Origin of the sequence: uncultured Sphingomonas sp. (assembly GCF_937871615.1) — a bacterium.
GTDB lineage: Bacteria > Pseudomonadota > Alphaproteobacteria > Sphingomonadales > Sphingomonadaceae > Sphingomonas.
Genome location: NZ_CALMPA010000046.1, coordinates 235916 through 257121 on the forward strand (window position 1 = coordinate 235916; position 21206 = coordinate 257121).

The 21206-nt window shown below is 64.5% G+C and carries 20 protein-coding genes and 1 pseudogene; 8 read left to right on the plus strand and 13 right to left on the minus strand.

The window, feature by feature from the left end; translation table 11 throughout:
- Positions 1–3 precede the first annotated feature (3 nt).
- Genes trbF through Q0316_RS14120 form a run of 4 tightly spaced genes read left to right on the plus strand, consistent with a single transcriptional unit; the run spans position 4 to position 3129 of the window.
- Complete coding sequence (gene trbF / locus Q0316_RS14105; protein WP_086129748.1) at positions 4–687, plus strand: conjugal transfer protein TrbF; 684 nt, start codon at positions 4–6, stop codon at positions 685–687.
- The gene (gene trbG, locus Q0316_RS14110; protein ID WP_086129749.1) at positions 684–1700 is read left to right on the plus strand and encodes a P-type conjugative transfer protein TrbG; all 1017 of its coding nucleotides are present in this window, start codon (positions 684–686) and stop codon (positions 1698–1700) included. Before trbF ends, trbG begins: the two co-directional genes overlap by 4 nt.
- Positions 1700–2911, plus strand: coding sequence for a TrbI/VirB10 family protein (locus Q0316_RS14115; RefSeq protein WP_086129750.1), 1212 nt, complete (start codon positions 1700–1702; stop codon positions 2909–2911). The genes trbG and Q0316_RS14115 overlap by 1 nt, the downstream gene beginning before the upstream one ends.
- A complete protein-coding gene (locus Q0316_RS14120; RefSeq protein ID WP_086129751.1) occupies positions 2908–3129 on the plus strand; it encodes a DUF2274 domain-containing protein in 222 nt (73 codons plus the stop codon). The genes Q0316_RS14115 and Q0316_RS14120 overlap by 4 nt, the downstream gene beginning before the upstream one ends.
- A 12-nt stretch (positions 3130–3141) precedes the next feature.
- On the opposite strand, the gene Q0316_RS14125 is transcribed toward Q0316_RS14120, so the two are convergent.
- The 13 genes from Q0316_RS14125 to katG all read right to left on the minus strand — a co-directional run bounded on the left by Q0316_RS14125 (position 3142) and on the right by katG (position 18381).
- A complete protein-coding gene (locus Q0316_RS14125) occupies positions 3142–3450 on the minus strand; it encodes a hypothetical protein (protein ID WP_086129752.1) in 309 nt (102 codons plus the stop codon).
- A 23-nt stretch (positions 3451–3473) separates the two neighbouring features.
- The gene (locus tag Q0316_RS14130) at positions 3474–4400 is read right to left on the minus strand and encodes a LysR family transcriptional regulator (RefSeq protein WP_086129753.1); all 927 of its coding nucleotides are present in this window, start codon (positions 4398–4400) and stop codon (positions 3474–3476) included.
- Positions 4401–4587: 187 nt separating this feature from the next.
- On the minus strand, positions 4588–5556 hold the full coding sequence (locus tag Q0316_RS14135) for a VacJ family lipoprotein (protein ID WP_086129754.1): 969 nt from the start codon (positions 5554–5556) through the stop codon (positions 4588–4590).
- Position 5557: 1 nt separating this feature from the next.
- The gene (locus tag Q0316_RS14140; RefSeq protein WP_126001287.1) at positions 5558–6796 is read right to left on the minus strand and encodes a TolC family protein; all 1239 of its coding nucleotides are present in this window, start codon (positions 6794–6796) and stop codon (positions 5558–5560) included.
- Positions 6796–7095, minus strand: coding sequence for a DUF3240 family protein (locus Q0316_RS14145; protein ID WP_086129756.1), 300 nt, complete (start codon positions 7093–7095; stop codon positions 6796–6798). The genes Q0316_RS14140 and Q0316_RS14145 overlap by 1 nt, the downstream gene beginning before the upstream one ends.
- Positions 7088–10159, minus strand: a complete 3072-nt coding sequence (locus tag Q0316_RS14150) for a CusA/CzcA family heavy metal efflux RND transporter (RefSeq protein WP_298673603.1) — start codon at positions 10157–10159, stop codon at positions 7088–7090. Before Q0316_RS14150 ends, Q0316_RS14145 begins: the two co-directional genes overlap by 8 nt.
- 9 nt (positions 10160–10168) lie before the next feature.
- Complete coding sequence (locus tag Q0316_RS14155) at positions 10169–11113, minus strand: efflux RND transporter periplasmic adaptor subunit (RefSeq protein ID WP_241213357.1); 945 nt, start codon at positions 11111–11113, stop codon at positions 10169–10171.
- A 229-nt stretch (positions 11114–11342) separates the two neighbouring features.
- Complete coding sequence (locus Q0316_RS14160) at positions 11343–12359, minus strand: ATP-binding protein (RefSeq protein WP_086129759.1); 1017 nt, start codon at positions 12357–12359, stop codon at positions 11343–11345.
- Positions 12356–13033, minus strand: coding sequence for a response regulator transcription factor (locus Q0316_RS14165; protein WP_086129760.1), 678 nt, complete (start codon positions 13031–13033; stop codon positions 12356–12358). The genes Q0316_RS14160 and Q0316_RS14165 overlap by 4 nt, the downstream gene beginning before the upstream one ends.
- 74 nt (positions 13034–13107) lie before the next feature.
- A complete protein-coding gene (locus tag Q0316_RS14170) occupies positions 13108–13797 on the minus strand; it encodes a cytochrome b/b6 domain-containing protein (protein ID WP_086129761.1) in 690 nt (229 codons plus the stop codon).
- Between the two features lie 67 nt (positions 13798–13864).
- A complete protein-coding gene (locus Q0316_RS14175; RefSeq protein WP_086130084.1) occupies positions 13865–14566 on the minus strand; it encodes a VIT family protein in 702 nt (233 codons plus the stop codon).
- Positions 14567–14764: 198 nt separating this feature from the next.
- On the minus strand, positions 14765–16000 hold the full coding sequence (locus Q0316_RS14180) for a DUF4010 domain-containing protein (RefSeq protein ID WP_086129762.1): 1236 nt from the start codon (positions 15998–16000) through the stop codon (positions 14765–14767).
- Between the two features lie 179 nt (positions 16001–16179).
- Entirely contained in the window at positions 16180–18381 is a 2202-nt protein-coding gene (gene katG / locus Q0316_RS14185) for a catalase/peroxidase HPI (protein ID WP_086129763.1), read from the minus strand.
- A 395-nt stretch (positions 18382–18776) separates the two neighbouring features.
- Here katG and Q0316_RS14190 point away from each other — a divergent pair, with 395 nt between their 5' ends.
- From Q0316_RS14190 to Q0316_RS14205, 4 genes and pseudogenes are all read left to right on the plus strand, one after another.
- Positions 18777–19220, plus strand: coding sequence for a hypothetical protein (locus Q0316_RS14190; protein ID WP_086129764.1), 444 nt, complete (start codon positions 18777–18779; stop codon positions 19218–19220).
- Positions 19202–19516, plus strand: a pseudogene (locus Q0316_RS14195) (YeeE/YedE family protein); the annotation flags it as partial. The gene Q0316_RS14190 and the pseudogene Q0316_RS14195, both read left to right, overlap by 19 nt.
- Positions 19513–19929 carry a DUF6691 family protein gene (locus Q0316_RS14200; protein ID WP_241213353.1) on the plus strand — a complete coding sequence of 139 codons (417 nt, stop codon included), beginning with the start codon at positions 19513–19515 and terminating at the stop codon, positions 19927–19929. The pseudogene Q0316_RS14195 and the gene Q0316_RS14200, both read left to right, overlap by 4 nt.
- The gene (locus Q0316_RS14205) at positions 19905–20816 is read left to right on the plus strand and encodes an alpha/beta hydrolase (protein ID WP_086129766.1); all 912 of its coding nucleotides are present in this window, start codon (positions 19905–19907) and stop codon (positions 20814–20816) included. The genes Q0316_RS14200 and Q0316_RS14205 overlap by 25 nt, the downstream gene beginning before the upstream one ends.
- Positions 20817–21206: the final 390 nt, after the last annotated feature.

Below are 21206 nucleotides of genomic sequence, written 5' to 3' on the forward strand. Positions count from 1 at the left end.
CCCATGTTCCGACGCCCAACCATCCGCTACGGCCAGACCCCCGAGCCGATCACACCCTATCAGCGCGCCGCCCAAGCCTGGGACGACAGGATCGGCTCGGCCCGCGTGCAGGCGAAGAACTGGCGGCTCGCCTTCTTCGGCGCGTTGGCGCTCTCGGGCGGACTTGCAGGGGGCCTCGTCTGGCAATCCGCGCGAGGCCATATCGTGCCGTGGGTCGTGCAGGTCGACAAGCTCGGCGAGGCACAAGCCGTCGCGCCTGCAGAGGCCGACTATCGTCCGACCGATCCGCAGATCGCGTTTCATCTCGCGCGCTTCATCGAGCAGGTGCGCAGCATCCCTGCCGATCCGATCATCGTCCGCCAGAATTGGCTTCGCGCCTACGACTTCACCACCGACAAAGGCGCGCTGTTCCTCAACGACTATGCACGGGCGAACGACCCCTTCGCTCAGATCGGCAAGGTCCAGGTCGCGGTGGACGTGTCGAGCGTGATCCGTGCTTCGCCCGACAGCTTCCGGGTGGCCTGGACCGAACGGCGCTATCAGGACGGCAGCCTTGCCGCCACCGAGCGCTGGTCGGCCATCCTCACCGTTGTTTTCGTGGCCCCGCGCACGCCCGACGCCCTGCGCAAGAACCCGCTCGGGGTCTTCGTCAACGCCCTCAACTGGTCAAAGGAGCTGTCGCAATGAGACGCCCAATGCTTCGTCGCGCCGCCTCGGCGGTCCTGCTCGCCACAACCTCCGTGCTCGCCGCTTGCGCCACCACGTCAGCCAAGCCGCCGGCCATAGCCTATGACAATCCGCCGCCGGCCGAGATCGCGGCCACTCCGGCGCCCGAGCCGCCCAAGCCGGTCGAGGTGGTGGCGATCCCCGAGCCGCTGCCGCTTCCCGGCCAGTTGAAGCCAGTCGGCGAAAGCCCGCGTCCGCCGGAATCCGCCGATCCGCGCAACCGTGTCGGCGCGGCTAACGCGGCTGCCCGCATGCAGCCGGTGCGCGACGGCTTCCTCAATGCGATCCAGCAATATCCGTGGACGGACGGTGCGCTCTATCAGGTCTATGCCGCGCCCGGCCAGGTGACGGACATCGCGCTTCAGGAAGGCGAGCAGCTCGTCGGGGCCGGGCCGGTTGCGGCGGGCGATACCGTGCGCTGGATCATCGGCGATACGACCAGCGGCGCGGGCGCGACAGCTCGGGTGCATATCCTCGTTAAACCAACCCGGCCCGACCTTTCGACCAACCTCGTCATCAACACCGACCGGCGCACCTATCATTTGGAACTGCGCGCGGGTGCAGCAACCTACATGGCGTCGGTGAGCTGGACCTATCCGCGAGATGCGCTGATCGCCTTGCAGGGCCGCAACGCTGCTGCCGCAGCCACCGTGCCGGTCGCGGCTGGCGTGGACCTGACAGCGCTCAATTTCCACTATCGGATCGATGGCGATCGTGCGCCGTGGCGGCCGGCCCGTGCGTTCGATGATGGTCGGCAGGTGTTTATCGAATTTCCGGCGGGGATCTCGCAGGGCGAGATGCCGCCGCTGTTCGTGACCGGTGCGGCCGGCGACGCCGAACTGGTCAATTACCGCGTGCAGGGCCGTTACATGGTTGTCGATCGCCTGTTCGCCGCCGCCGAGCTGCGCCTGGGCGACAAGCGCAGCGAGCAGCGCGTGCGGATCGTGCGCGACGATGGCCGGGAGCGGCGCTGATGAGCGATCCTTCCGACATTCCCGCCGCCGAAGCGGTCGCGGCTCCGGCCGACCGCCAGGCCTTCCAGCTCCGGGGCGATCCGCCGCGCGTCATGCGGCTTTCGCGAAAGGCGCTGGCTATGGTGGGCATCGCCGCCGGTCTCGGCATCGGCGGCTCGCTGATCTATGCCTTGCGGTCAGTCGGTCCGCACGAAGCGAAGGAACTCTACAACACCGACAGTCGCGCGGGCGAGGCGATCACATCCGGTCCCAAGGATTACGGCCAGGCTCCAAAGCTCGGGCCGCCGCTCCCGGGTGATCTCGGTCGTCCGATTGTGTCCGCGCAGCAGCGCGGGGAGGCTGTTCCCGTGCCGCCGATCGGCGCGCAAGCCGGTCAGCCCGATGCCGCCGCCCGAGCCGAGGAAGCAGCGCGCCAGCGCATCAGCCAAGAGCGTGACGCAGCGCGGACCAGTTCGGTCTTCCTGGGCGGCCGCACGGCCACCGTAGCCGGAGCGGCAGCGCAGCCCATCGCCGCCGTGCCATCGGACGCGCCGGCCCCCGCACAGCAGGCCGCCAGCCAGGGCGACCAGGCCGCAAAGCGGGCCTTCATGGCGCAGGCGTCCAACCAGCGCACGGTCAGCGTCGAGCGGCTGACCGCTCCGGCATCACCCAACATCGTCCAGGCTGGCAGTATCATCCCGGCCGCGCTCATCACCGGCATCCGGTCGGACCTTCCCGGCCAGATCACCGCTCAGGTGACGCAGAACGTCTATGACAGCATCACCGGCCGAATCCTGCTCATCCCGCAAGGCGCACGGCTGATCGGCGAATATGATAGTCAGATCACCGCCGGGCAGACCCGCGTGCTGCTCGCCTGGGATCGGCTGATCCTGCCGGATGGCCGCTCGATCGTTCTCGAACGCCAGCCAAGCGCTGATGCCGCCGGATATGCAGGCTTGCAGGATCGCGTCGACCAGCATTGGGGCAACATGCTCAAGGCCGCCGCGATCTCCACCCTGCTCGGCATCGGGGCCGAGATGACGACGAACAACAACAACTCGCTGGTGCAGGCGCTTCGCTACGGGACGCAGGATACCGTCAATCAGACAGGGCAGCAGATCGTGCGCCGCCAACTCGGCGTGCCGCCGACGCTCACCATCCGGCCGGGCTATCCCCTTCGCATTGTCATCACCCGCGATCTTGTCCTCGAACCCATCGGAGGAACGCGATGACCAAGTTGAAGCTGGGGCCGCTGGCCGACGACAGGCCGATCAAGCTCACGATAGAGTTGCCGGCTGCCGTGCATCGTGACTTGCAAGCCTATGCCGCGGCGCTGGCGGCCGAGACAGGCGGCTCGCCTGCCGCACCCGAAAAGCTGATCGGGCCGATGGTCACGCGGTTCATGGACACAGATCGCGGTTTTCGGCGGCGGCGCGCAAAAAGCGATTGAAGCTTGCGGGCCTCAGTGGCCCATGAATTTCTTGAAGCGATCCCGACCCTCGGCTTCCGTCACCGCCTGCTGGGCGTTGGCGCATTCGTCGCCGCGCACCGAGCCGTCTCGGCATCCGGCGACCACGCGCCGCGCTTCATCGAGGTTGGCGGTGAAATACTGCATCCCACGCGCCGCCCCTGGTTCGGCGATCACGGGGGCAGGACTGACGGCCATCGCCGACGTGGCAGGCGGCATGATGATCGGACGCAGCACGAATCCCGCGCCAAATCCGATGGCGAGCATGGCGAGAGCGACGATGAATATCTTTCCTTGCATCATGATGTTTAGCTCCCAAGCGAATATTATTCCGCCGGATTCTCCGAGATGTTGAAGGATAGCGCGTAGCGGGTCTTTATGAAATGGAGGAAGCGCCGAAGTGCGGGATTACTATTGTCGTCGTGCCAGTATCCCGAATATCCGATCAGCATCGGCCCTTGCTCGGCATGAACGGGCCGATAAACCACGTCGGGATAGCGCGCCCCGGTGCTACCTTCGCAGACAATGGTGAGGCCAAGTCCATCGCCTAGCAGGTTCAAGATTGTCTCGCGGCTGCATTGGTGCATTCTGACGTTTGCTTGCATTCCTAAGACGGACAAGCGGCCGAGTAGCATGTGGCGGATTTCCGGGCCGGGGTCCGTTGCGGGGAGAAGAAAACGCTCACCGCGCAGATCGGTCCAATGCACTGTCTCGCGTTCGGCCAAGGGATGGCTGGCAGGTAATGCGACCAGTACGCGCTCGCTCCAGAACGGCTCACGTCGATAGCCGTCGTGGTCCGCTTCCCCCGCCAGAATGGCGATATCTATCTCCCCAATATCAAGGCCAGCAAGCAGGACGGCTCGTTCTGCTTCTACTCCATCCAAGTCGACGTCTGGATGAGCACCGCGCCAGCCAATCACAGTGGCCCGCAGATTACCGGCCGACAATGAACAATAATGTCCGATCATCAACCCGCCAGCGCGACCCTGACCAGCGGCGCGCGTCACGGCGATCAGTTTATCTGCACCAGCGACCATCGGCCTGGCGCCCCGAATAAAGTCTTTTCCTGCGATGGTTGCGCTAACTCCCGAGCGAGACCGCTCAAAAATCTGGACTCCGATTACTCGCTCTAACCTGGCGACGTTTCGACTCAGCGTGGATTGTTCCACGCCCAATGCCCGCGCTGCTTTGTAGAAGCTACCATGATCGGCGGCGGCGATGGCATGGCGGAGCAGGCGGATATCGAAGGGCATTCATTTGCTGCCAGATTCGATAATATTGGGGCGAGGACATATCTCCAGATATCTCCCCGCCCCGCTCGCCAGCGGTTTGTTCTTATTGCTAGCGAGCCCTGACCGTCCAGCTTTCCTCTGGGGGCGAGGAGATGGCAATAGGCGGTCGGTCAATGTTTCGATGTGGTTTAGACGATCAGCGCGCATTTCAGTGCTTTCGTAGCTCATCAATGCTTTTATGAGTGTCCGGCGTGGGGGCAGCCATTTTGCGTTTCCCGCGCAGCACATCGATTTCATCCTGCCGGCGTCGCAGATAATATTCGCGCGCTGTGACATAGGGTTGTGCCTGTGCTCGTTGCTCGCGAAGATCTGCGTCAAACCGGATGCGCCGGTCGAGCGCCCGCGGCACACCGGTCCCTGCGCTGTAGGCCAATCGGTTAAACGGAACGCCGATGGCGGTGGGCAGCACCATGCGATCCATCAGGCCGCCAATCAGGTCCCGGACTGTCGTCGGCCCAACCACTGGCAAAAACAGAAATGCTCCGGGCTTCACGCCATAGAATCCGAAGCTATCGGCGAACCCATTGGGACGATGCGGGAGGCGGAACGGTTTTCGCTTGGCAATATCGAATAGGCCCGCCGCGCCAAGCGTCGTGTTGACCGCGAAGCGGCCGACGGTCTCGGCGGCCTTGCCGACCTTGTGCTGGATCAGGAAATTCAAAAAAACGACAGGTTCGTCGAGATTGGCGAACGCGTTGTGCAGGCCATCACGTATTGGTCCAGGGACGATATGCCGATAGCCCATGGCCACTGGCGCCACCACGGCATGATCGACAGACTGCGTGATTTCAAACGACTTGAGGTTGGCTGGTTCCAGCGGGTCGACGTGGGCTGAGCGCGACGAGGCTGTGACGACAATTGTGTCTTTTGCGTCCGCTGTACCATTCTGGCTTGATGCGTCCTGGCTTGCTGGGCCTTCTTGCTCAACGGGAGACTGTGGGGCCGATGGCGCCAGTTCGAACGCCGGTGGCGTGATGGCGGGCCGTGTCGCGTCTGATGCGGGGCGCGCTACGGCCGAATTTGGCTGCGCCGGCACCGACGCGACTTGATCTGGTCCGAGAAATGGCGGCGGTGAAGAAACTTCGCTCGCGACCGAGGCAAGGAGCAAGCACAGCATCTTATCTTTTCTCCTCGTCCGGCGCCCAGATGCTGTGTGAATCGATCTGAAGCTTCAGGAGCGCCCGGTCGGCTTCCGACCGGGCATCAATTTCCAGGCGGTGCGCCTCCTGCGCCTGCCGCCGGACATAAAGAAGATCGGTCAGATCGATCTGGCCGAGTTGATATCCTCGCGCCATCTTGGCGGCCGCGTCGGCGGCGCTGTGCATCGATAGATCGGCGTTGCGCCAGGCATCGTAGCGGGTGCGGGCGTTGGAAAGGTCCGCATTGGCGATGGCCTGGATATTGCGTTGTATCGCCGCCAATTCCATGCGCGCGGCGTTGGCCTCGGCTGAGGCTTGATCGGCCGCCGCCCGGCGATAGCCACCGCCGAGGGGGATCGAGGCGACGATACCCGCGCCCTTTTCCATTCCGCCGCGCTCGCTGAACAAACGGACTCCGAACGATGGATCAGCGATACGATCCGCCCGAACCCGCTGAGCCGTGACGCCGAGGCGCTGCGCTTCCTTGTCCGCTGCACGAATCTCGTGGCTGCGCTCGATCACGAGATCGCGCATCGTCTCCAGCCCCACATCGGGAAGCGTCGGGGACGCAAGTTCCGGGGGCTCGGATGGCAAGGGAATGTCGGGGAAGGCCGCGGCGAGGGTGACACGCGCCTGCTCGCGGATAGAGAGGGACGATGCCGCCTGTGCGCGGGCCTGAGCGAGCGCTGCTTGCGCCTGGTCAAGATCGAGCTGGGCGGCGTCACGCAGCGCGACTCGCCGTTTCACCGCCGCGATCGATTCTTCCAGCCCCCTGACCGTGTCCATATCGTTTCGATAATGAGTCCCGGCAGTCAGCCAGTCGTGCCAGAGGCTCGACAGGATCAGCGCCGTCTGGTGACGGACATCCTCCATCTGGTTCTCGGCCACCTCGATCCCCAGGGCGCCAGCCTTGCGGTCCAGCGCGGCCTTGCCCGGCAGGCGGAAAGGGCGGCTGATCGTCGTGTCGAACTCGTCGAAACCGCCCTCGCGATCCACCGTGCGGCGGATGTAGCTACCGCTCACCGTCACTTCATGCGGGCCTTTGCGAAGCATGTCGCCGCGCGCTCGCGCAGCCTCGATACGGGCAAGCGCGGCGGCAACGCTGGGATGACTGTCCAGCGCCTCGTTGACCTTCTCTGCCGGCGGCAGGTCGGCGCGCTGGGCGAGCGCAGGCGTTGCGCCAAATGCAAGGCAACAGGCAAAGGCGACGACCCGCATCAGGCGATCCTTCCCTGATCGACGAGCGGAACGGTTCGCCAACGCACTGGCAGATCGTGCCGTGCTTCTTTCACTGCGCGAAGCAAATCCGGCACCATGTCCTCACCGACGATCAGTTCGATAGTCGTGCGCTTGAGTTCGCCGGAGACCCGCTCTGCTGTCCCGGCATCGTCGAAGTCACGACCACGCACATTCTCCGCCCGGATATGAATCGGCGCCCGGGAGATCGCGCGGATGGAGTCGATTAGCCCTTCGGCGTCCGGGACAGCGCAATGCAGGGTGAACAGGAGATCAGGCATTTTCGGGTTCTCCCGCGCTTTCGCCGAAGCGCTCGAACAGGATCGGCAGCAGGATCAGCGTCAGCAGGGTGGAAGTGATGAGGCCGCCGATGACGACGATGGCGAGCGGACGCTGGATCTCCGATCCAGGCCCGCTGGCGAACAAGAGCGGCACCAGGCCGAAGGCGGTGATGCTGGCGGTCATCAGCACGGGCCGCAGTCGCCGCTGCGCGCCGAGCCGTACCGCCTCGGCCATGCCTAGCCCTTCCGTGCGGAGCTGCCGGAAATAGGCGACGAGCACCAGCCCGTTGAGCACCGCGATGCCGAGTAGGGCGATGAATCCGACCGAAGCAGGCACGGAGAGATATTCGCCCGACACCCAGAGCGAGACCAGACCACCGACCATGGCGAAGGGGATATTGGCGAGGATCAGCAGCGACGCGCGGAGCGAGCGCAGTGTCGCCAACAGCACGAGGAAGATCAGTCCCAGCGCGATCGGGATCACCGTCATCAGCCGTGCCGAGGCGCGCTGCTGATTTTCGAACTGGCCGCCCCAGACGATGCTGTACCCTGCCGGAAGCCGTACCTTCGTCGCCACCGCAGCCTTCGCCTCATCGACATAGCCGACCAGATCGCGCCCGGAGACGAATGCCTGCACCAAGGCGAAGCGTGAACCATTCTCATGGTCGAGCTTGACCGGCCCCTGCGTGCGCGCGACCCGCGCCATGTCGCTGACGCGCGCGAGCGTGCCATCAGGCGTGCGCAATTGCAGATCGGCGAAGCGCGCGGCGTCTTTCCGAAGGCTCTCATCGCCTCGGATGACGATCGGCGTCCGCTTCTGCCCTTCCGCCACGACACCCGCGCGCATCCCCTCGACCTGAGCGCGCAAGGCATCCTGCATTTGGTCGACCGGCATTCCGAACCGCCCGGCCGCTGCGCGGTCGATGTCGAGTTGAAGATAGTCCACGCTGTCGTCGGCGACCGTCAGCACTTCCGAGGCACCGCGAACGCCCGACAGCGTGTGCTGGATCTGGCCGGCGAGATCGGCAAGCGTATTGAGGTCGGGGCCGAAGATCTTGACCGCGAGATCGCCGCGCGCACCGGTCAGCATCTCTGAGACGCGCATCTCGATCGGCTGGGTGTAGCTGGGAGTGATGCCGGGAAGCCCCTCCAGCGCCTTGCGGATTTCCTCGATCACAAAATCCTTGTTGCCGCGCCATTCGGAGCGTGGCTTCAATCGGACGAAGCTGTCGGTCTCGTTGAGGCCCATCGGATCGAGGCCGATTTCGTCCGAACCGACGCGGGCGATCACGTCCTCGACCTCGGGCACGGCCCGGAGCGCGCGTTGCACGGCCAGATCACCGGCAACCGACTGGTCGAGGTTGATCGAAGGCAGCTTGGTGAGTTGGACGATGACCGAGCCCTCGTCCATCGTCGGCATGAAGGTCTTGCCAACCGCGCCATAGGCTATGCCAGCCAGCACCAGTCCCAGAGCAGAGAGGCCATAGACCAGCCTTTTGCGCGCGAACGCGCCGTCCAGCAGCACGCGGTAGCGCGGGCCAAGCTGGCGCATGATCCACGGCTCGCCATGGTGGCCGCTTTTGAGGCCGAAGGAGGACAGTACCGGCACCAGCGTCAGCGCCAGCAGGAGAGAGCCTGCGAGCGCGAAGACGATGGTGAGCGCGACAGGGGCGAACAATTTGCCCTCCAACCCTTGCAATGAGAGCAACGGCAGGAACACCAGCGCGATGATGAGGATGCCGGCCGAGACCGGGACGATCACTTCGCTGGTCGCACGAAACACATGGTTGAGCCGGGGCGTATCTCCATCGTGATCGCGGCCGAGCCGTTCGACCACATTCTCGACCACCACCACCGCGCCATCGACCAGCATCCCGATCGCGATCGCAAGCCCGCCAAGGCTCATCAGATTGGCGGAGAGGCCCATGCCGCGCATGAAGAGGAAGGTGATGAGCGCCGCCATCGGCAAGGTCGCGGCGACGATCGCAGCAGCGCGCCAGTCGCCCAGGAACAGGATCAGCAGCACGACGACGAGGACGGTCGCCTCGATCAGCGCTTCTTCGACCGTGCCCACCGCCCGTTCGATCAGGTCGGAGCGATCGTAGAACACATTGATACGCGTGCCAGCGGGCAAGCCGCGCTCGACCTCGGCGAGGCGCGTGCGAACGCCGTCCACCACCTGCCGGGCGTCCGCCCCGCGCAGCGCGATCACCAGCCCTTCGACCGCTTCGGCGTTGCCGTTCTTCGTCACCGCGCCATAGCGAGTGAGGCTGCCGCTGCCGACCGAGGCGACATCGCCCAGCCGTACGATGCGCCCATCACGGCTGGCGATGACGAGCGATTGCAGGTCTTCGGCATTGCGGATCGCGCCAACCGCGCGGACGATCAGCGCTTCCTCGCCATTGGCGAGGCGTCCCGCGCCATCGTTGCGATTGCCGCTTTCGATTGCCGCACGCAGATCGGCAATCGAAAGCTTCGCGGAGGCCAACGCCACCGGATCGGGCCTCACTTCGAAGGTGCGGACATAGCCGCCGAGCGCGTTGACGTCCGCGACGCCGGGCACGGTGCGCAGCGCCGGGCGGATCGTCCAGTCGAGTAGCTCACGCTTCTGCTGGAGCGATAGCGGCCCTTCGATCGTAAACATGTAAACGTCGGAAAGCGGCGTGGAGATCGGCGCCAGACCGCCCGTCACCGATGCGGGTAGATCGCCCATTACGCCCGACAACCGCTCGGCGACCTGTTGGCGCGCCCAATAGATGTCGGTGCCATCGGTGAAATCGATGGTGATGTCGGCGATGGCGTATTTGGCCGCTGAGCGCAGGATCGCCTGATTGGGGATGCCCAGCATCTCCTGTTCGATCGGCGTGATAACGCGGCTTTCTACCTCCTCCGGCGTCATGCCGGGGGCTTTCAGGATTAGCTTCACCTGTGTCTGGGCGATGTTTGGATAGGCGTCGACCGGCAAGTTGACGAAGGCCCATATCCCTAGCCCTGCCGTCACAGCGGCGAGCAGCAGGACGAGCAGGCGATAGGAGAGCGCTGTGGCGACGAGCGAACGCAGCATCGGCCGGGCCTAGCGCGCCGCGGCGAGCGCCTTGAGCGCGCTCGTGCCGGAGGTCACCACCTGTTCACCGGGCTTTACGCCTGAGAGCAGAACGATCCGGCCGTTGCTGGCCGTTCCGCTCGTCACGGGGCGAACCGCGTAACCGCCCTGCGCTGCCACGAACACGGCCGACCTGCCGTCGATCATTGTGACGGCGGTCTCCGGCACGCTGACCGCGCCCGCCGGTGCGGGACCGGAAATCACGATGCTGGTCGCCCGGCCCGCGACGACGCCTGGCCCTGCCGGGATTTCCGCCTTGAGGCTGGCCGAGCGCGTTGCGGGATCGATCGTCGAACCGACGGCGATAATCCGGCCGGAAATGTCAGGTGGCAGATGCACGGTCATACCAAGCCGCACCTGACCGACCAGCCGTTCGGGCAGTTGCCCGATGACTTCATAGCGGTTTGCGGCATCGATCACATAAGGCGCGGTGGTGCCGTCGACCGGATTGCCTGTCTGGATGGCCGCGCTGGTCACGCGGCCCGCGATCGGCGCGGTCAGCGTATAGGAGCCGCTGCCGCCATGGCCGCCCACCATGCGCAGGATACGCGCCTTTTCCGATACGTCCGCATTGCTCTCGGCGGCGATGGCGCGCGCCTCGTCCGCGCGGGCTGGAGCGATGATGCCCTCCCGGCTGAGCTGCGACAGGCGCGCCGCATTGGACTGCGCAACGCCCGCACGCGCATGGGCGCGGGTGAGGTCCGAGCCGAGCGTCAGCACTTCGCGACTGGCGACGGTTGCAAGCGCCTGTCCCTGCCGCACGCTGTCGCCTTCCACCACATACGTCCGGGTGACGACACCGGGGAAGGTCGCGGCCACCGCCACGCGGGCGTTGGCTGGAGGCTGGATCACCGCTGGAATAGTGACGAGCGGGGCTTCCTCGGCAACGGTCGCGGCGGTTAGACGAATGCCCATTTGCGCCGCGCGCTTTGCATCAACGACCAACACCCCCGCGGCAGTCTGCGCTTTATCGGCAGGCGCTTTCGCGGCGGTGGGTTCGGAATGCGGCGCAAGCCACCAAAAGGCCGCCAAAGCGAGCGGAACGGCCACGCCTGCAATCGGATAATATCGTCTGGACATGCCATCCGGCTAGGCGGCGAGTCTGACGGAACCCTGACGAGACAGGCGACAGGTCAATCGGCAGTCAGGGTTCGGGGAAGCGCAGTATCAAATCATGGCGATCGGGATCGGTCTCGAGCGTGCCTTCGTGCGCGGCCATGATCCGCTCGACGATGGCGAGGCCAAGCCCAGCGCCGTCCTTGCTGGCATGATCGGCGCGGCGATGGCGTTGCACGAGATTGCGTAGCCGGTCTGGCGGCAGGCCAGGCCCTTCGTCACGCACGCTGATGCTTGCACCCGGACCAACAAGCACCTGGATGGCGCCGCCGGCCGGAGTCACCCGCACGGCGTTCTCGATGAGGTTGCGCAGCGCCGCCGAAATCGCCTCGCGCCGACCCCGCGTGACGGGCGCGTGAATGCCAGTCACGAGTTCAATGGTCTTGCCTCCGGCAATGATGGCCGGCGCGGCCGCCCCGACGACATCGCTTGCCACATCGCTCAGCGATATCTGCGCCAGCGGGATCTGGGCGACTGCATCGGCATCGATCTGCGCCAGCAGCATGAGCTGATCGATCAGCCGACGCATTGCCGCGACATCCTTTTTGAGCCGCTCCGCATCGTCATGCTCCAACCGATCGAGTTCGAGGGACAGCAAGGCGAGCGGTGTGCGCAGTTCGTGCGCGACATCGGCGGCGAAGGCTTCCTGGCGCTTCGCCGCTTCGTCGAGGCGCGCGAGCAGGTCGTTGACGGCGCTAGTGAAAGGCAGCGCTTCGGTAGGCATCTGCGAATTGTCGATACGGAAGCCGCGCTCATGGCCTTGCACCGCCTCGATCTCCGCCGCTACCTCTTCGAGCGGTCGGAATGCCTGGCGGATCACGCGAAGCACAAGCACGGTAACGGGGATCATCAGAATCGCCACCGGCAGCGCAACATGCTCAAGCATTTCGCGGCTGGCGCGCGCCATCGCCGCTTGCGCATCGAGATGGGCGAAGGTGAAACTGTAGAAGAAGACGACAGCAGCCAGCAGCAGGAAGGTGCCGACCAGACCGATCAGGCCCAGGCCGCGTTTGAGGCGTCGCGATACGGATCGGCGATCGGTCACGCGCCATTGTCCTTCAGCATATAGCCAACGCCTCGAACGGTATGGAGCGCGCCGGTGACGTGGGCATCCTCCAGCTTGCGCCGCACCCGCGAGATCGTGGCCTCGATAGCATTGGGCGTCACAGGATCGCTGAAACTATAAAGGGCATTCTCAATCACGGCGCGATGCACGACCGTTCCCGCGTGCCGCATCAACAATTCCAGCAGATCGGCTTCGCGGCGCGACAGATCGATCTCCTGATCGCCAGCGCGGGCGGTGCGGTTGGCGACGTCGAAATATAGTCGTCCTACCTCGATCACCGGCTGTATCCGCACGCCGGGGCGACGTAGCAGCGCGCGGATGCGCGCTGCAAGTTCATCGATCTCGACCGGCTTCACGAGATAGTCATCCGCTCCGGCATCGAGGCCCGTGATGCGATCCTCCAATGCCCCGCGCGCGGTCAGCATGATCGCGGGCGGCATCTCGTGATATTTTCGGCGGCTCGTAAGCCAGTCGGTTCCGTCGCCATCGGGTAGCCCAAGGTCGAGCACGATCGCGTCATAGGTTGCGCCGCCCATCGCATCCTCGGCCGCTGCAAGGCTATGGGCGACATCACACACGAAGTTCCGGCGCTGGAGGCCGTCTGCGACCAGCGCTGCCATTCGCGCATTATCTTCGATGACGAGAAGACGCATGAATCACTGGAACCTTCGAGGGAGATGATGATCGCTGGCCATGATCCGTTCTAGCAGGGGGCCGTCAGAAGTCTTCAATCCTTGTCCTCGTGATGTTCATGGGCGCCATCGCGCATATGCGGTGTGAACGCGGTCGGCTCGCTCCGAAGGATCAGGATCACCGCCAGGATGATGGTGGCGCTGCCGACCAGCAGCGCAAGTGCTCCGGGCGCCCGCGCGTCACGAGTATCAGGATGAAGACCGGCTCTCTTGCGGCCGGTGACCATCGCGCGAACCAGATTTTCACGAGTGAGAAACGACATCAGGACAACGGCGCCGACATGGAGGGCGACGAGCGCCAGCAAGCCATAGGCAAGCGTTTCGTGGAAATCCTTGTCGAGCTTGTGCGCCGCGACGCTAACACCGCTCCAAAGGACGATTCCGGTCAGGCCAAGCAGGGCGAGGACGGCGATCGCTCCGAGCGGATTGTGTCCGACGGAGCGTTCCGGACGGCCGGCGAACAGCTCGCGCACATGCGAGCCGATCGCCGTCGGTTTGATGAAACGCGCAAAGCGGGCATGTTCGCCGCCGACCAGGCCCCAGACCAAGCGAAACGCCAGCAGCACAGCGGCGCACCATCCTGCCACCATATGCCAACTGGCGATCGGGCTGTCGTCTTCGGACGATAGAAAAGCCACCAGAATGGCCAGAACGAGCAGCCAATGGAACAATCGCAGCGGCGCGTCCCAGACCTTCAACGTGTCCGCCTGAGCGAGATTTGTCATACAATTCTTCCTTCCCGAAGGAAGGGCTAGGCAGATTGTCTGACCGAATCCTGACGAGAACGAGGGGCTATACGACCGTCCCGAACAGCCGCCCGATCCCTGCTGTTGCCGCCATGGCGAGCGCCCCCCAGAATGTCACCCGCAAGACCGAGCGCACCGGCTGCGCGCCACCGGCCCATGCGCCGAGCGTACCGAGCAGTATGAGGAACAGCAATGTCGCGGCGATCTCGATCGGCACGAGACTGGCGCGCGGCGCGACAGCGACCAGTGCCAGCGGCATGAGCGCGCCTGTACTGAAGGTCGCCGCGGAGGTGAGCGCCGCCTGGAGTGGACGGGCGGTCACGACTTCGGAAATGCCAAGTTCATCGCGCGCATGGGCGCCCAGCGCGTCGCTGGCCATAAGCTGATCAGCGACGCGAAGCGCCAAGTCCTTGTCGAGCCCGCGCGCCACGTAAATCTCGGCCAGTTCATTGCGCTCAAGGTCTGGTTGACCGGCCAACTCGCCGCCTTCTCGGGCGAGATCGGCTTTCTCCGTATCGGCCTGCGAACTCACCGACACATATTCCCCGGCGGCCATGGACATCGCGCCTGCGACCAGCGCTGCTGCGCCAGCCACCAATATCCCCGACTTTTCGGCGCCTGAAGCGGCAACGCCGACGATCAGGCTGGCCGTCGACACGATCCCGTCGTTGGCGCCGAGTACAGCGGCACGCAACCAACCGATGCGTGACACCGCATGACGCTCAGGATGGGTTCGCAATCTGCTCATAATGTCCTCGCAAAGCATAGGGTGGTTGTCAGCCTTTTCTGACGAAACCCTGACGGCCGGCATCGCGCACTGGCATGGATGATATAGACCGCCGGCGCGGCAGCCCTGGCCGCCATCTCACCGGGGCCGCGGCTCTCGTTTGACTGGCGCTGGGAAGTGCGCGCGCATGGACCAACCCCTCCGACGTGGTGCATTGTGTCAGCCAACAAAGACCGTCAGCCATGCCGCGCCGATGATCAGTAACTGGGCTGGAATGACACGGGCGGCAAAGGCGCGCGTTCCCACCGTTGCGGAAAAGAAAATCTTGGCGAGGGTACTGGTGGTGCAGGCGGTCAGGATAGGAAGGATGGCTTGCGGCGCGGCCATCGTGCCGTCGGCGACCTGTGCCGCTAATGAAATCACCGCGGCATGAACGTCCAGCACCCCGCCGATCGCGGCTACGGCGATAAGCCCAGCATCCCCGAACCAGGCTCTGAGGGCCGCTGCGGACATCAGCATGATCGCCACCGTGGCGGCAAAGGTCAGTGCCATCAGCAGATTGAAGGACCTGCTCATTCTCGGCGGTTCAGCCGTAACCTCGCGCCAGGCCGCGAGGGTCAACCATCCGCCCGACAAAAGTGCGGCCAGTCCGGCTGCGCCCACCGGCAGGATGGTAGCAAGAAAGGTACGATGGTCCGTTGCCTCGATCACCACGGCCATCTGCGCATAATTGGCGACGGTCGATAGAACCGCCGCTGCCGCACCCGCCGCGGCGGAGGCGGGATTGGCGCGAACCCAGGCACCCATGGCCCCGATAGTTGCCGAGCTGGAAACGAGCCCCGAGATGAGGCCTAGTGCGGGCACCCCCAGGCGCGCACCCAATAGCCGCGTCGCCACCTGGCCCAGCGCGTTGATCCCGAGGATCATGACAACGACCATCCAGATCGAATGCGGATTGAGCGCGTCGAATGGCCCCATCTGCCGGTCCGGCAACATCGGCAGCACGATCAGCGTGGCGCCGGCGATCAGCAGGATATCCGCAATCTCGTCCGCGCTGATCGTCTGTCCGACGAAGCGATGGAGCGGATCGCGGGCTGCCAGCACGATCGCGATCAGCACCGCAAGAGCCCCCGCCAGCAACGGCGCAGTTACGGCAAGCGCCCCAAGCAGCGTAGTGGCGACGAGGCTAACTTCCGTGGTGATGCCGGGGTCGGTTGTATTGCGCCTGCGCCAACTGCTCAGCAGGGCCAGCGCGGTCATGCACAGCATCACGATCGCGATCATCCACTGCTGCGGCATCAGAGCTGCACCACAGCCCAGTAAGGCAGCGATCGTGAAGGTGCGCAGCCCCGCTGCGGCCGGACGGTGGACCTTGCGCCGCTCGCGCTCCGCTCCGATCAACAGGCCGATGCCCAGCGCAACCGGGAGGTGGTGAATGAGGCCGACGTCGTCCATGGACAGGGTTCTGTGCTCCTACGCGCCGAGCTAGAGGCAAGCACTTCAAAACCCCTCGCCACGATGCACTGACAATCAACTCGGACCACTCGGTGGCGGCTGGCCACGGGAGGATCGGGAGCGGCGGCTCCAGGGGGCAACGCCGCCGCTCCACGTCCAACCAATAGCTAGAAGGTCGCCTAACTACGGTCGGCGTTCATGACCTTGGTCCAGGCCCGCACGAAGTCGTCCACAAACTTCTGCTTCGCATCGTCCGAGGCATAGACTTCGGACACCGCGCGCAGCTCTGAATTGGAGCCGAACACGAGATCGACCGGGGTGGCCGTCCACTTCGCGGCGCCGGACGCGCGGTCCTTGCCTTCGTAGAGCCCCGGCGAGCCGACCGACTTCACCCAGACCGTGTTCATCGACAGCAGGTTGACAAAGAAGTCGTTGGACAGGTTGCCGGGGCGAGCGGTGAAGACACCATGTCGAGTGTTTCCGGCATTGGCGCCGAGCGAGCGCATACCACCGACGAGCACCGTCATTTCGGCGACCGTCAGGCCAAGGCTATCGGCCTTGTCGACCAGCGATTCAGCCGGGCCGAGATCGGCCCTAGCCGAATAGTAGTTGCGGAATCCATCGGCCTTCGGTTCGAGGAAGGCGAAGGAGGCAACGTCGGTCTGTGTCTGCAATGCATCGACCCGGCCCGGCGTGAAGGGGACCGAAACCCGCTGTCCTGCCCGATCCGCCGCCTGCTCGACAGCGGTGTTCCCGCCCAGCACGATGAGATCAGCCAGCGACACTTGCTTACCGTCCTTGCGGCCCTTGATGAAGTCCGCCTGGATGCGCGTGTAAGCCGCCAGCACCTTCTTCAGCTCTGCCGGATCGTTGACCACCCAATTGCGTTGCGGGTCGAGGCCGACGCGAGCGCCATTGGCGCCACCGCGGCCATCTGTGTCCCGGTAGGTCGAGGCCGAGGCCCAAGCCGCACGCACCAGTTCGCCGGTGGAGAGGCCGGAAGCGACGATCTTGGCCTTGAGCTGCGCGACGTCGTTGTTGTCGATCATCGCATAGTCAGCCTTGGGCAGCGGGTCTTGCCAGACGAAGGTCTGGTTCGGGACGTCCTTTCCGAGATAGCGGGTCTGCGGCCCGACGTCGCGGTGGGTCAGCTTGAACCAGGCGCGAGCGAAGGCGACGGCGAATTCTTCCGGATGCTCGCGCCAGCGCGAGGTGATCTTCCGGAAGCCCGGATCTTCCCGCATCGCGATGTCGGTGGTGAACATGATCGGCGCGTGCGTTTTGCCCGCGACATGGGCGTCGGGCACCAGGGCCGTCGCTGCCGGGTCGCTGGGCACCCACTGCACCGCGCCGGCGGGGCTCTTGGTCTTCACCCAGGTGAAGCCGTAGAGGTTGTCGAGATACTGCGTGGTGAAGGTGATCGGATTGGCCGACCATGCGCCTTCCAGGCCGCTGGAGACCGTATCTTCCGCATTGCCCTTACCGCATTTGTTGGCCCAGCCGAGGCCCTGCTGTTCGATCGGCGCGACGCCGGGATCGCCGCCGACGCAATCATCGGGTTTATGCGCGCCATGCGCTTTGCCGAAGGTATGGCCACCAGCGATCAGCGCGGCGGTTTCCTCGTCGCTCATTGCCATGGCTCCGAAGGCACGGCGAATATCAGCCGCCGCCGCCAACGGATCGGGATTACCGCTCGGACCTTCGGGATTGACGTAGATAAGACCCATCTGTGTCGCTGCCAGCGGTCCGCGAAGATTACCCTTCTCGTCCCGCCGTTCGTCCATCATCATCTTGGTTTCCGGTCCCCAGAAGACGAGGTCCGGCTGCCAGGCATCGACGCGGCCGCCCGCGAAGCCGATGGTCTTGAAGCCCATATCCTCTAGGGCGACGTTGCCGGTCAGAACCATCAGGTCGCCCCAGGAGAGCTTGCGGCCATATTTCTGCTTGATCGGCCAGATTAGCCGGCGCGCCTTGTCGAGGCTCACATTGTCGGGCCAGCTATTCAGCGGCTCGAAACGCTGCTCGCCACCACCGGCGCCGCCGCGGCCGTCCCCGGTGCGATAGGTGCCCGCACCATGCCAGGCCATGCGGATGAAGAAGGGGCCATAATGCCCATAATCCGCAGGCCACCACGGCTGCGAAGTGGTCAAAACCTTGCGGATGTCGGCTTTGACCGCATCGAGATCAAGCGAGGCGAATTCCTTCGCATAGTCATAGTCCGCACCATAGGGATTGGATTGCGCTTCGTGCTGACGCAACGACCTCAGATCGAGGCTTTTGGGATACCATTCCTTGGCCGTCGGTGCCGCGCTTTGGGCGAAGGCGGCCGGCGAGATCGCCATGACGGCTATCGCCAATAAAGATATTGTTGTCCTACGCATTATGTCCTCCTGTTGTGGTTGAAGAAGTGGGAGTCCCGTGGACGGTTGGGCCGCCCGTGCCGCCCGTGCCGCCCGTGCCGCCCGTGCCGCACGACAGCAGGCGCCGCCATACAAAATCGGAATTAGGGGAGGGGATGACGCGACCGTTCATTGGGCCGGGGATTTCAGGTAGGCGGTCAGCGCCGCGCGATCGGCGGGTTTCGACGGACCTATGATGGGATCGCAGTTTGCTCATCATGTCCTCACAAGGCGGCATGGGGATTCCAAACTTTCCTGACGGAACCCTGACGAGCCGTATCGTTCAATCATGTGGGCAACATTCGGGATGTAAGCCGACTTCTTGTCGGTCAGCATCGGAGCTTGAATTGGCGGGGATTGCCAATTCTAGCCGGATCATGACTTCCTTCCTCCTCTTGTTCCTGATCGTTTTGGGCATCAACCTCCTGCCTGCCTTCGGACCACCCACCTGGTCGATCATCGTCTTCTATGGTCTAAACAGTGATCTGCCGATCGCATCGATCGTCATCGTTAGCGCGCTTGCCGCCGCCTTGGGGCGGCTGTTGCTCGCCCATAGCTTCCGGTTTCTCGGCGGCCGCCTACCGGAAAAACAGAAGCGCAATCTCGGCGCTGCGCGCGAAGCGCTAGAAGCGCGGCCGCGCAATATGATCCTCGGGCTTGGTTTGTTTGCTCTGTCGCCCTTGCCATCAGCGCAATTGTTTGCCGCGGCGGGACTGGCAAAGGTACGCCTTCTTCACTTCACTGCCGCGTTTTTCGCAGGCCGCCTCGTCTCCTATTCGATCTACGCGGCGACCGCTAAGGGGCGCGTGCCATCGGACTAGCCGACAACGGCGCGCCGCGTGGAATCGCGACCGCGTTCATCCTCGGCCTGCCGCTCGGCGCGCTGATCGTTTCGCTGCGGGGGGCTATCGACGCCAGCTTTCCCGGACCCAGCCTGCTCGTGGTCGCTGGTCTTCTGGTCGGCTTCGGCACGCGTCTCGGTTCGGGTTGCACCAGCGGTCACGGCGTCTGCGGGGTCTCGCGCCTGTCGCTGCGCTCTGTGCTTGCGACTGCTCTTTTCATGGCCAGCGGCTTTGCCACGGTCGCCATCATGCGTTTGGCCGGTTGGGTCGCATGAAGGCGATCCTGGCCTTGATCTCGGGCATGCTGTTCGGTGCCGGGCTTGCCATCTCAGGTATGGCCGATCCGGCGCGCGTTCATAGCTTCCTAGACCTGTTCGGACGCTGGGACCCGACGCTGGCATTCGTCATGGGTGGCGCGATCATTCCGATGGCGATCGCATGGATAATCCAGCGACGTCTGGAACGCCCTTTGGCCGACGCTGCCTTCAATCTGCCCGAGACGCGCGAGTTGAACGGAAAGCTTGCGCTTGGAGCGATCCTGTTCGGCATGGGCTGGGGCGTGGGCGGGCTATGTCCTGGCCCCGCATCCTTAAGCGCCGCCGCGGCATCCACCTTGCCATCGTGGAGCCGAGCGCGGACCACTACTATCAGCCGGGCTGGACGATGGTGGGCGCAAGGGGAGCGGTGATCCCGCTCTATCCCAAGGGTAGCATTCCGGCGCTGGGCGTGCCCGAAGCTCGGGACACGCAACCGGACGGCGAAACGCTGATCTATGATGTCAGCGAACCAGCATTGGAACTGTTCCGGCCAGCGCCGGGGCAGGCGAACGGCACTGCCGTCATCGTCGCGCCAGGGGGCGGATTCGTGGCGCTGGGCTATACGCGCGGCGGAACGGAAATAGCGCAAGCGCTGGCCCGTCACGGCTTCACCGCGTTCGTTCTCAAATACCGGACGATCCGGAGCGGCGACGGCCCGATGCGGATGCCCGATGCCCATATGCGCGAGATGGACATGGTCATGGCGCGGGCGAAAGGCGGCGAGCCCGTCGAGATGCCGGCGTTCGCAGGCGAACCCCATGCGATCGAAGACGGCGCGCGCGGGGTAGCCATCGTGCGCCAACGCGCCGCCGAATGGGGCATCGATCCGCACAAGGTCGGCGTGATCGGTTTCTCGGCGGGGGCCTATCTCGCGGCCGATCTAGCGATCGGCGCGAAGCCGTCGCGCCCTGACTTCGTCGGGCTGATCTATGGCGGTTTGCGCACCCCTGTCCCAGCAGATGCGCCCCCGGCGTTCATCGCCGGCGCTGCCGACGATGAGTATCAGCCGAACGATCCCATATTGCTCTATTCGGCTTGGCGACGAGCCGGAGCAGCCGCAGAGCTGCATCTGTACGAGCGCGGCGGGCACGGGTTCGATCTGCGTCCTCAGGGCACGACAAGCGACCACTGGTTCGATGAACTGATCTGGTGGTTGCAGGCACGCGGCCTCGTGACGCCGACGGGTAGCCCGGCTGACGCTCTTCGCACTACTATCGGCGGCGCACGGCGACACGCTGCATCAGCTGACGTGGAGTGACGGCGCTATAGTAGGGCAAACGGCGAGATATATTCGTTATGTTTATCCGGTGCGGGGCGCCATTAAAAGCCCTGCCAAGTCAATAGCTTGGCAGGGCTTTTATGTTTTGCGGCTTTGATGCGTTCTGATTGAGGGCCGCTCGCCAGTTTGCTTGCCCGTTGGTAGTTCAGCCTCGGCACGCGCCGGGCGAATATGATGTGAGCCAGAGCAGCAGCCCGTGGTGCAGTGCGTCGACGGCGTCGCCCGGAGGTTCGCGGATTTCCTCTATGAGATCGCCGCCATCCGTTAGGCGCACAAGCGTTTCGCCCCGGCTCTGTGATGTTGCCGCAGCGGTCGCTTTGATATTCTGCGGATGGCGCAGGGGGACCGGCTTAGGCGAGGGCGACCATC

What these genes read in the sequence shown, in the direction of transcription:
- Q0316_RS14155 (WP_241213357.1), bottom strand. Translation starts at nt 11,113, where the DNA reads ATGGGCATTCGTCTAACCGCCGCGACCGTTGCCGAGGAAGCCCCGCTC.
- Q0316_RS14165 (WP_086129760.1), bottom strand. Translation starts at nt 13,033, where the DNA reads ATGCGTCTTCTCGTCATCGAAGATAATGCGCGAATGGCAGCGCTGGTC.
- Q0316_RS14190 (WP_086129764.1), top strand. Translation starts at nt 18,777, where the DNA reads ATGACTTCCTTCCTCCTCTTGTTCCTGATCGTTTTGGGCATCAACCTC.
- Q0316_RS14145 (WP_086129756.1), bottom strand. Translation starts at nt 7,095, where the DNA reads ATGCCTGATCTCCTGTTCACCCTGCATTGCGCTGTCCCGGACGCCGAA.
- Q0316_RS14150 (WP_298673603.1), bottom strand. Translation starts at nt 10,159, where the DNA reads ATGCTGCGTTCGCTCGTCGCCACAGCGCTCTCCTATCGCCTGCTCGTC.
- Q0316_RS14205 (WP_086129766.1), top strand. Translation starts at nt 19,905, where the DNA reads ATGGTGGGCGCAAGGGGAGCGGTGATCCCGCTCTATCCCAAGGGTAGC.
- Q0316_RS14200 (WP_241213353.1), top strand. Translation starts at nt 19,513, where the DNA reads ATGAAGGCGATCCTGGCCTTGATCTCGGGCATGCTGTTCGGTGCCGGG.
- katG (WP_086129763.1), bottom strand. Translation starts at nt 18,381, where the DNA reads ATGCGTAGGACAACAATATCTTTATTGGCGATAGCCGTCATGGCGATC.
- Q0316_RS14135 (WP_086129754.1), bottom strand. Translation starts at nt 5,556, where the DNA reads ATGCTGTGCTTGCTCCTTGCCTCGGTCGCGAGCGAAGTTTCTTCACCG.
- Q0316_RS14140 (WP_126001287.1), bottom strand. Translation starts at nt 6,796, where the DNA reads ATGCGGGTCGTCGCCTTTGCCTGTTGCCTTGCATTTGGCGCAACGCCT.
- trbF (WP_086129748.1), top strand. Translation starts at nt 4, where the DNA reads ATGTTCCGACGCCCAACCATCCGCTACGGCCAGACCCCCGAGCCGATC.
- Q0316_RS14170 (WP_086129761.1), bottom strand. Translation starts at nt 13,797, where the DNA reads ATGACAAATCTCGCTCAGGCGGACACGTTGAAGGTCTGGGACGCGCCG.
- Q0316_RS14130 (WP_086129753.1), bottom strand. Translation starts at nt 4,400, where the DNA reads ATGCCCTTCGATATCCGCCTGCTCCGCCATGCCATCGCCGCCGCCGAT.
- Q0316_RS14115 (WP_086129750.1), top strand. Translation starts at nt 1,700, where the DNA reads ATGAGCGATCCTTCCGACATTCCCGCCGCCGAAGCGGTCGCGGCTCCG.
- Q0316_RS14180 (WP_086129762.1), bottom strand. Translation starts at nt 16,000, where the DNA reads ATGGACGACGTCGGCCTCATTCACCACCTCCCGGTTGCGCTGGGCATC.
- trbG (WP_086129749.1), top strand. Translation starts at nt 684, where the DNA reads ATGAGACGCCCAATGCTTCGTCGCGCCGCCTCGGCGGTCCTGCTCGCC.
- Q0316_RS14120 (WP_086129751.1), top strand. Translation starts at nt 2,908, where the DNA reads ATGACCAAGTTGAAGCTGGGGCCGCTGGCCGACGACAGGCCGATCAAG.
- Q0316_RS14125 (WP_086129752.1), bottom strand. Translation starts at nt 3,450, where the DNA reads ATGATGCAAGGAAAGATATTCATCGTCGCTCTCGCCATGCTCGCCATC.
- Q0316_RS14175 (WP_086130084.1), bottom strand. Translation starts at nt 14,566, where the DNA reads ATGAGCAGATTGCGAACCCATCCTGAGCGTCATGCGGTGTCACGCATC.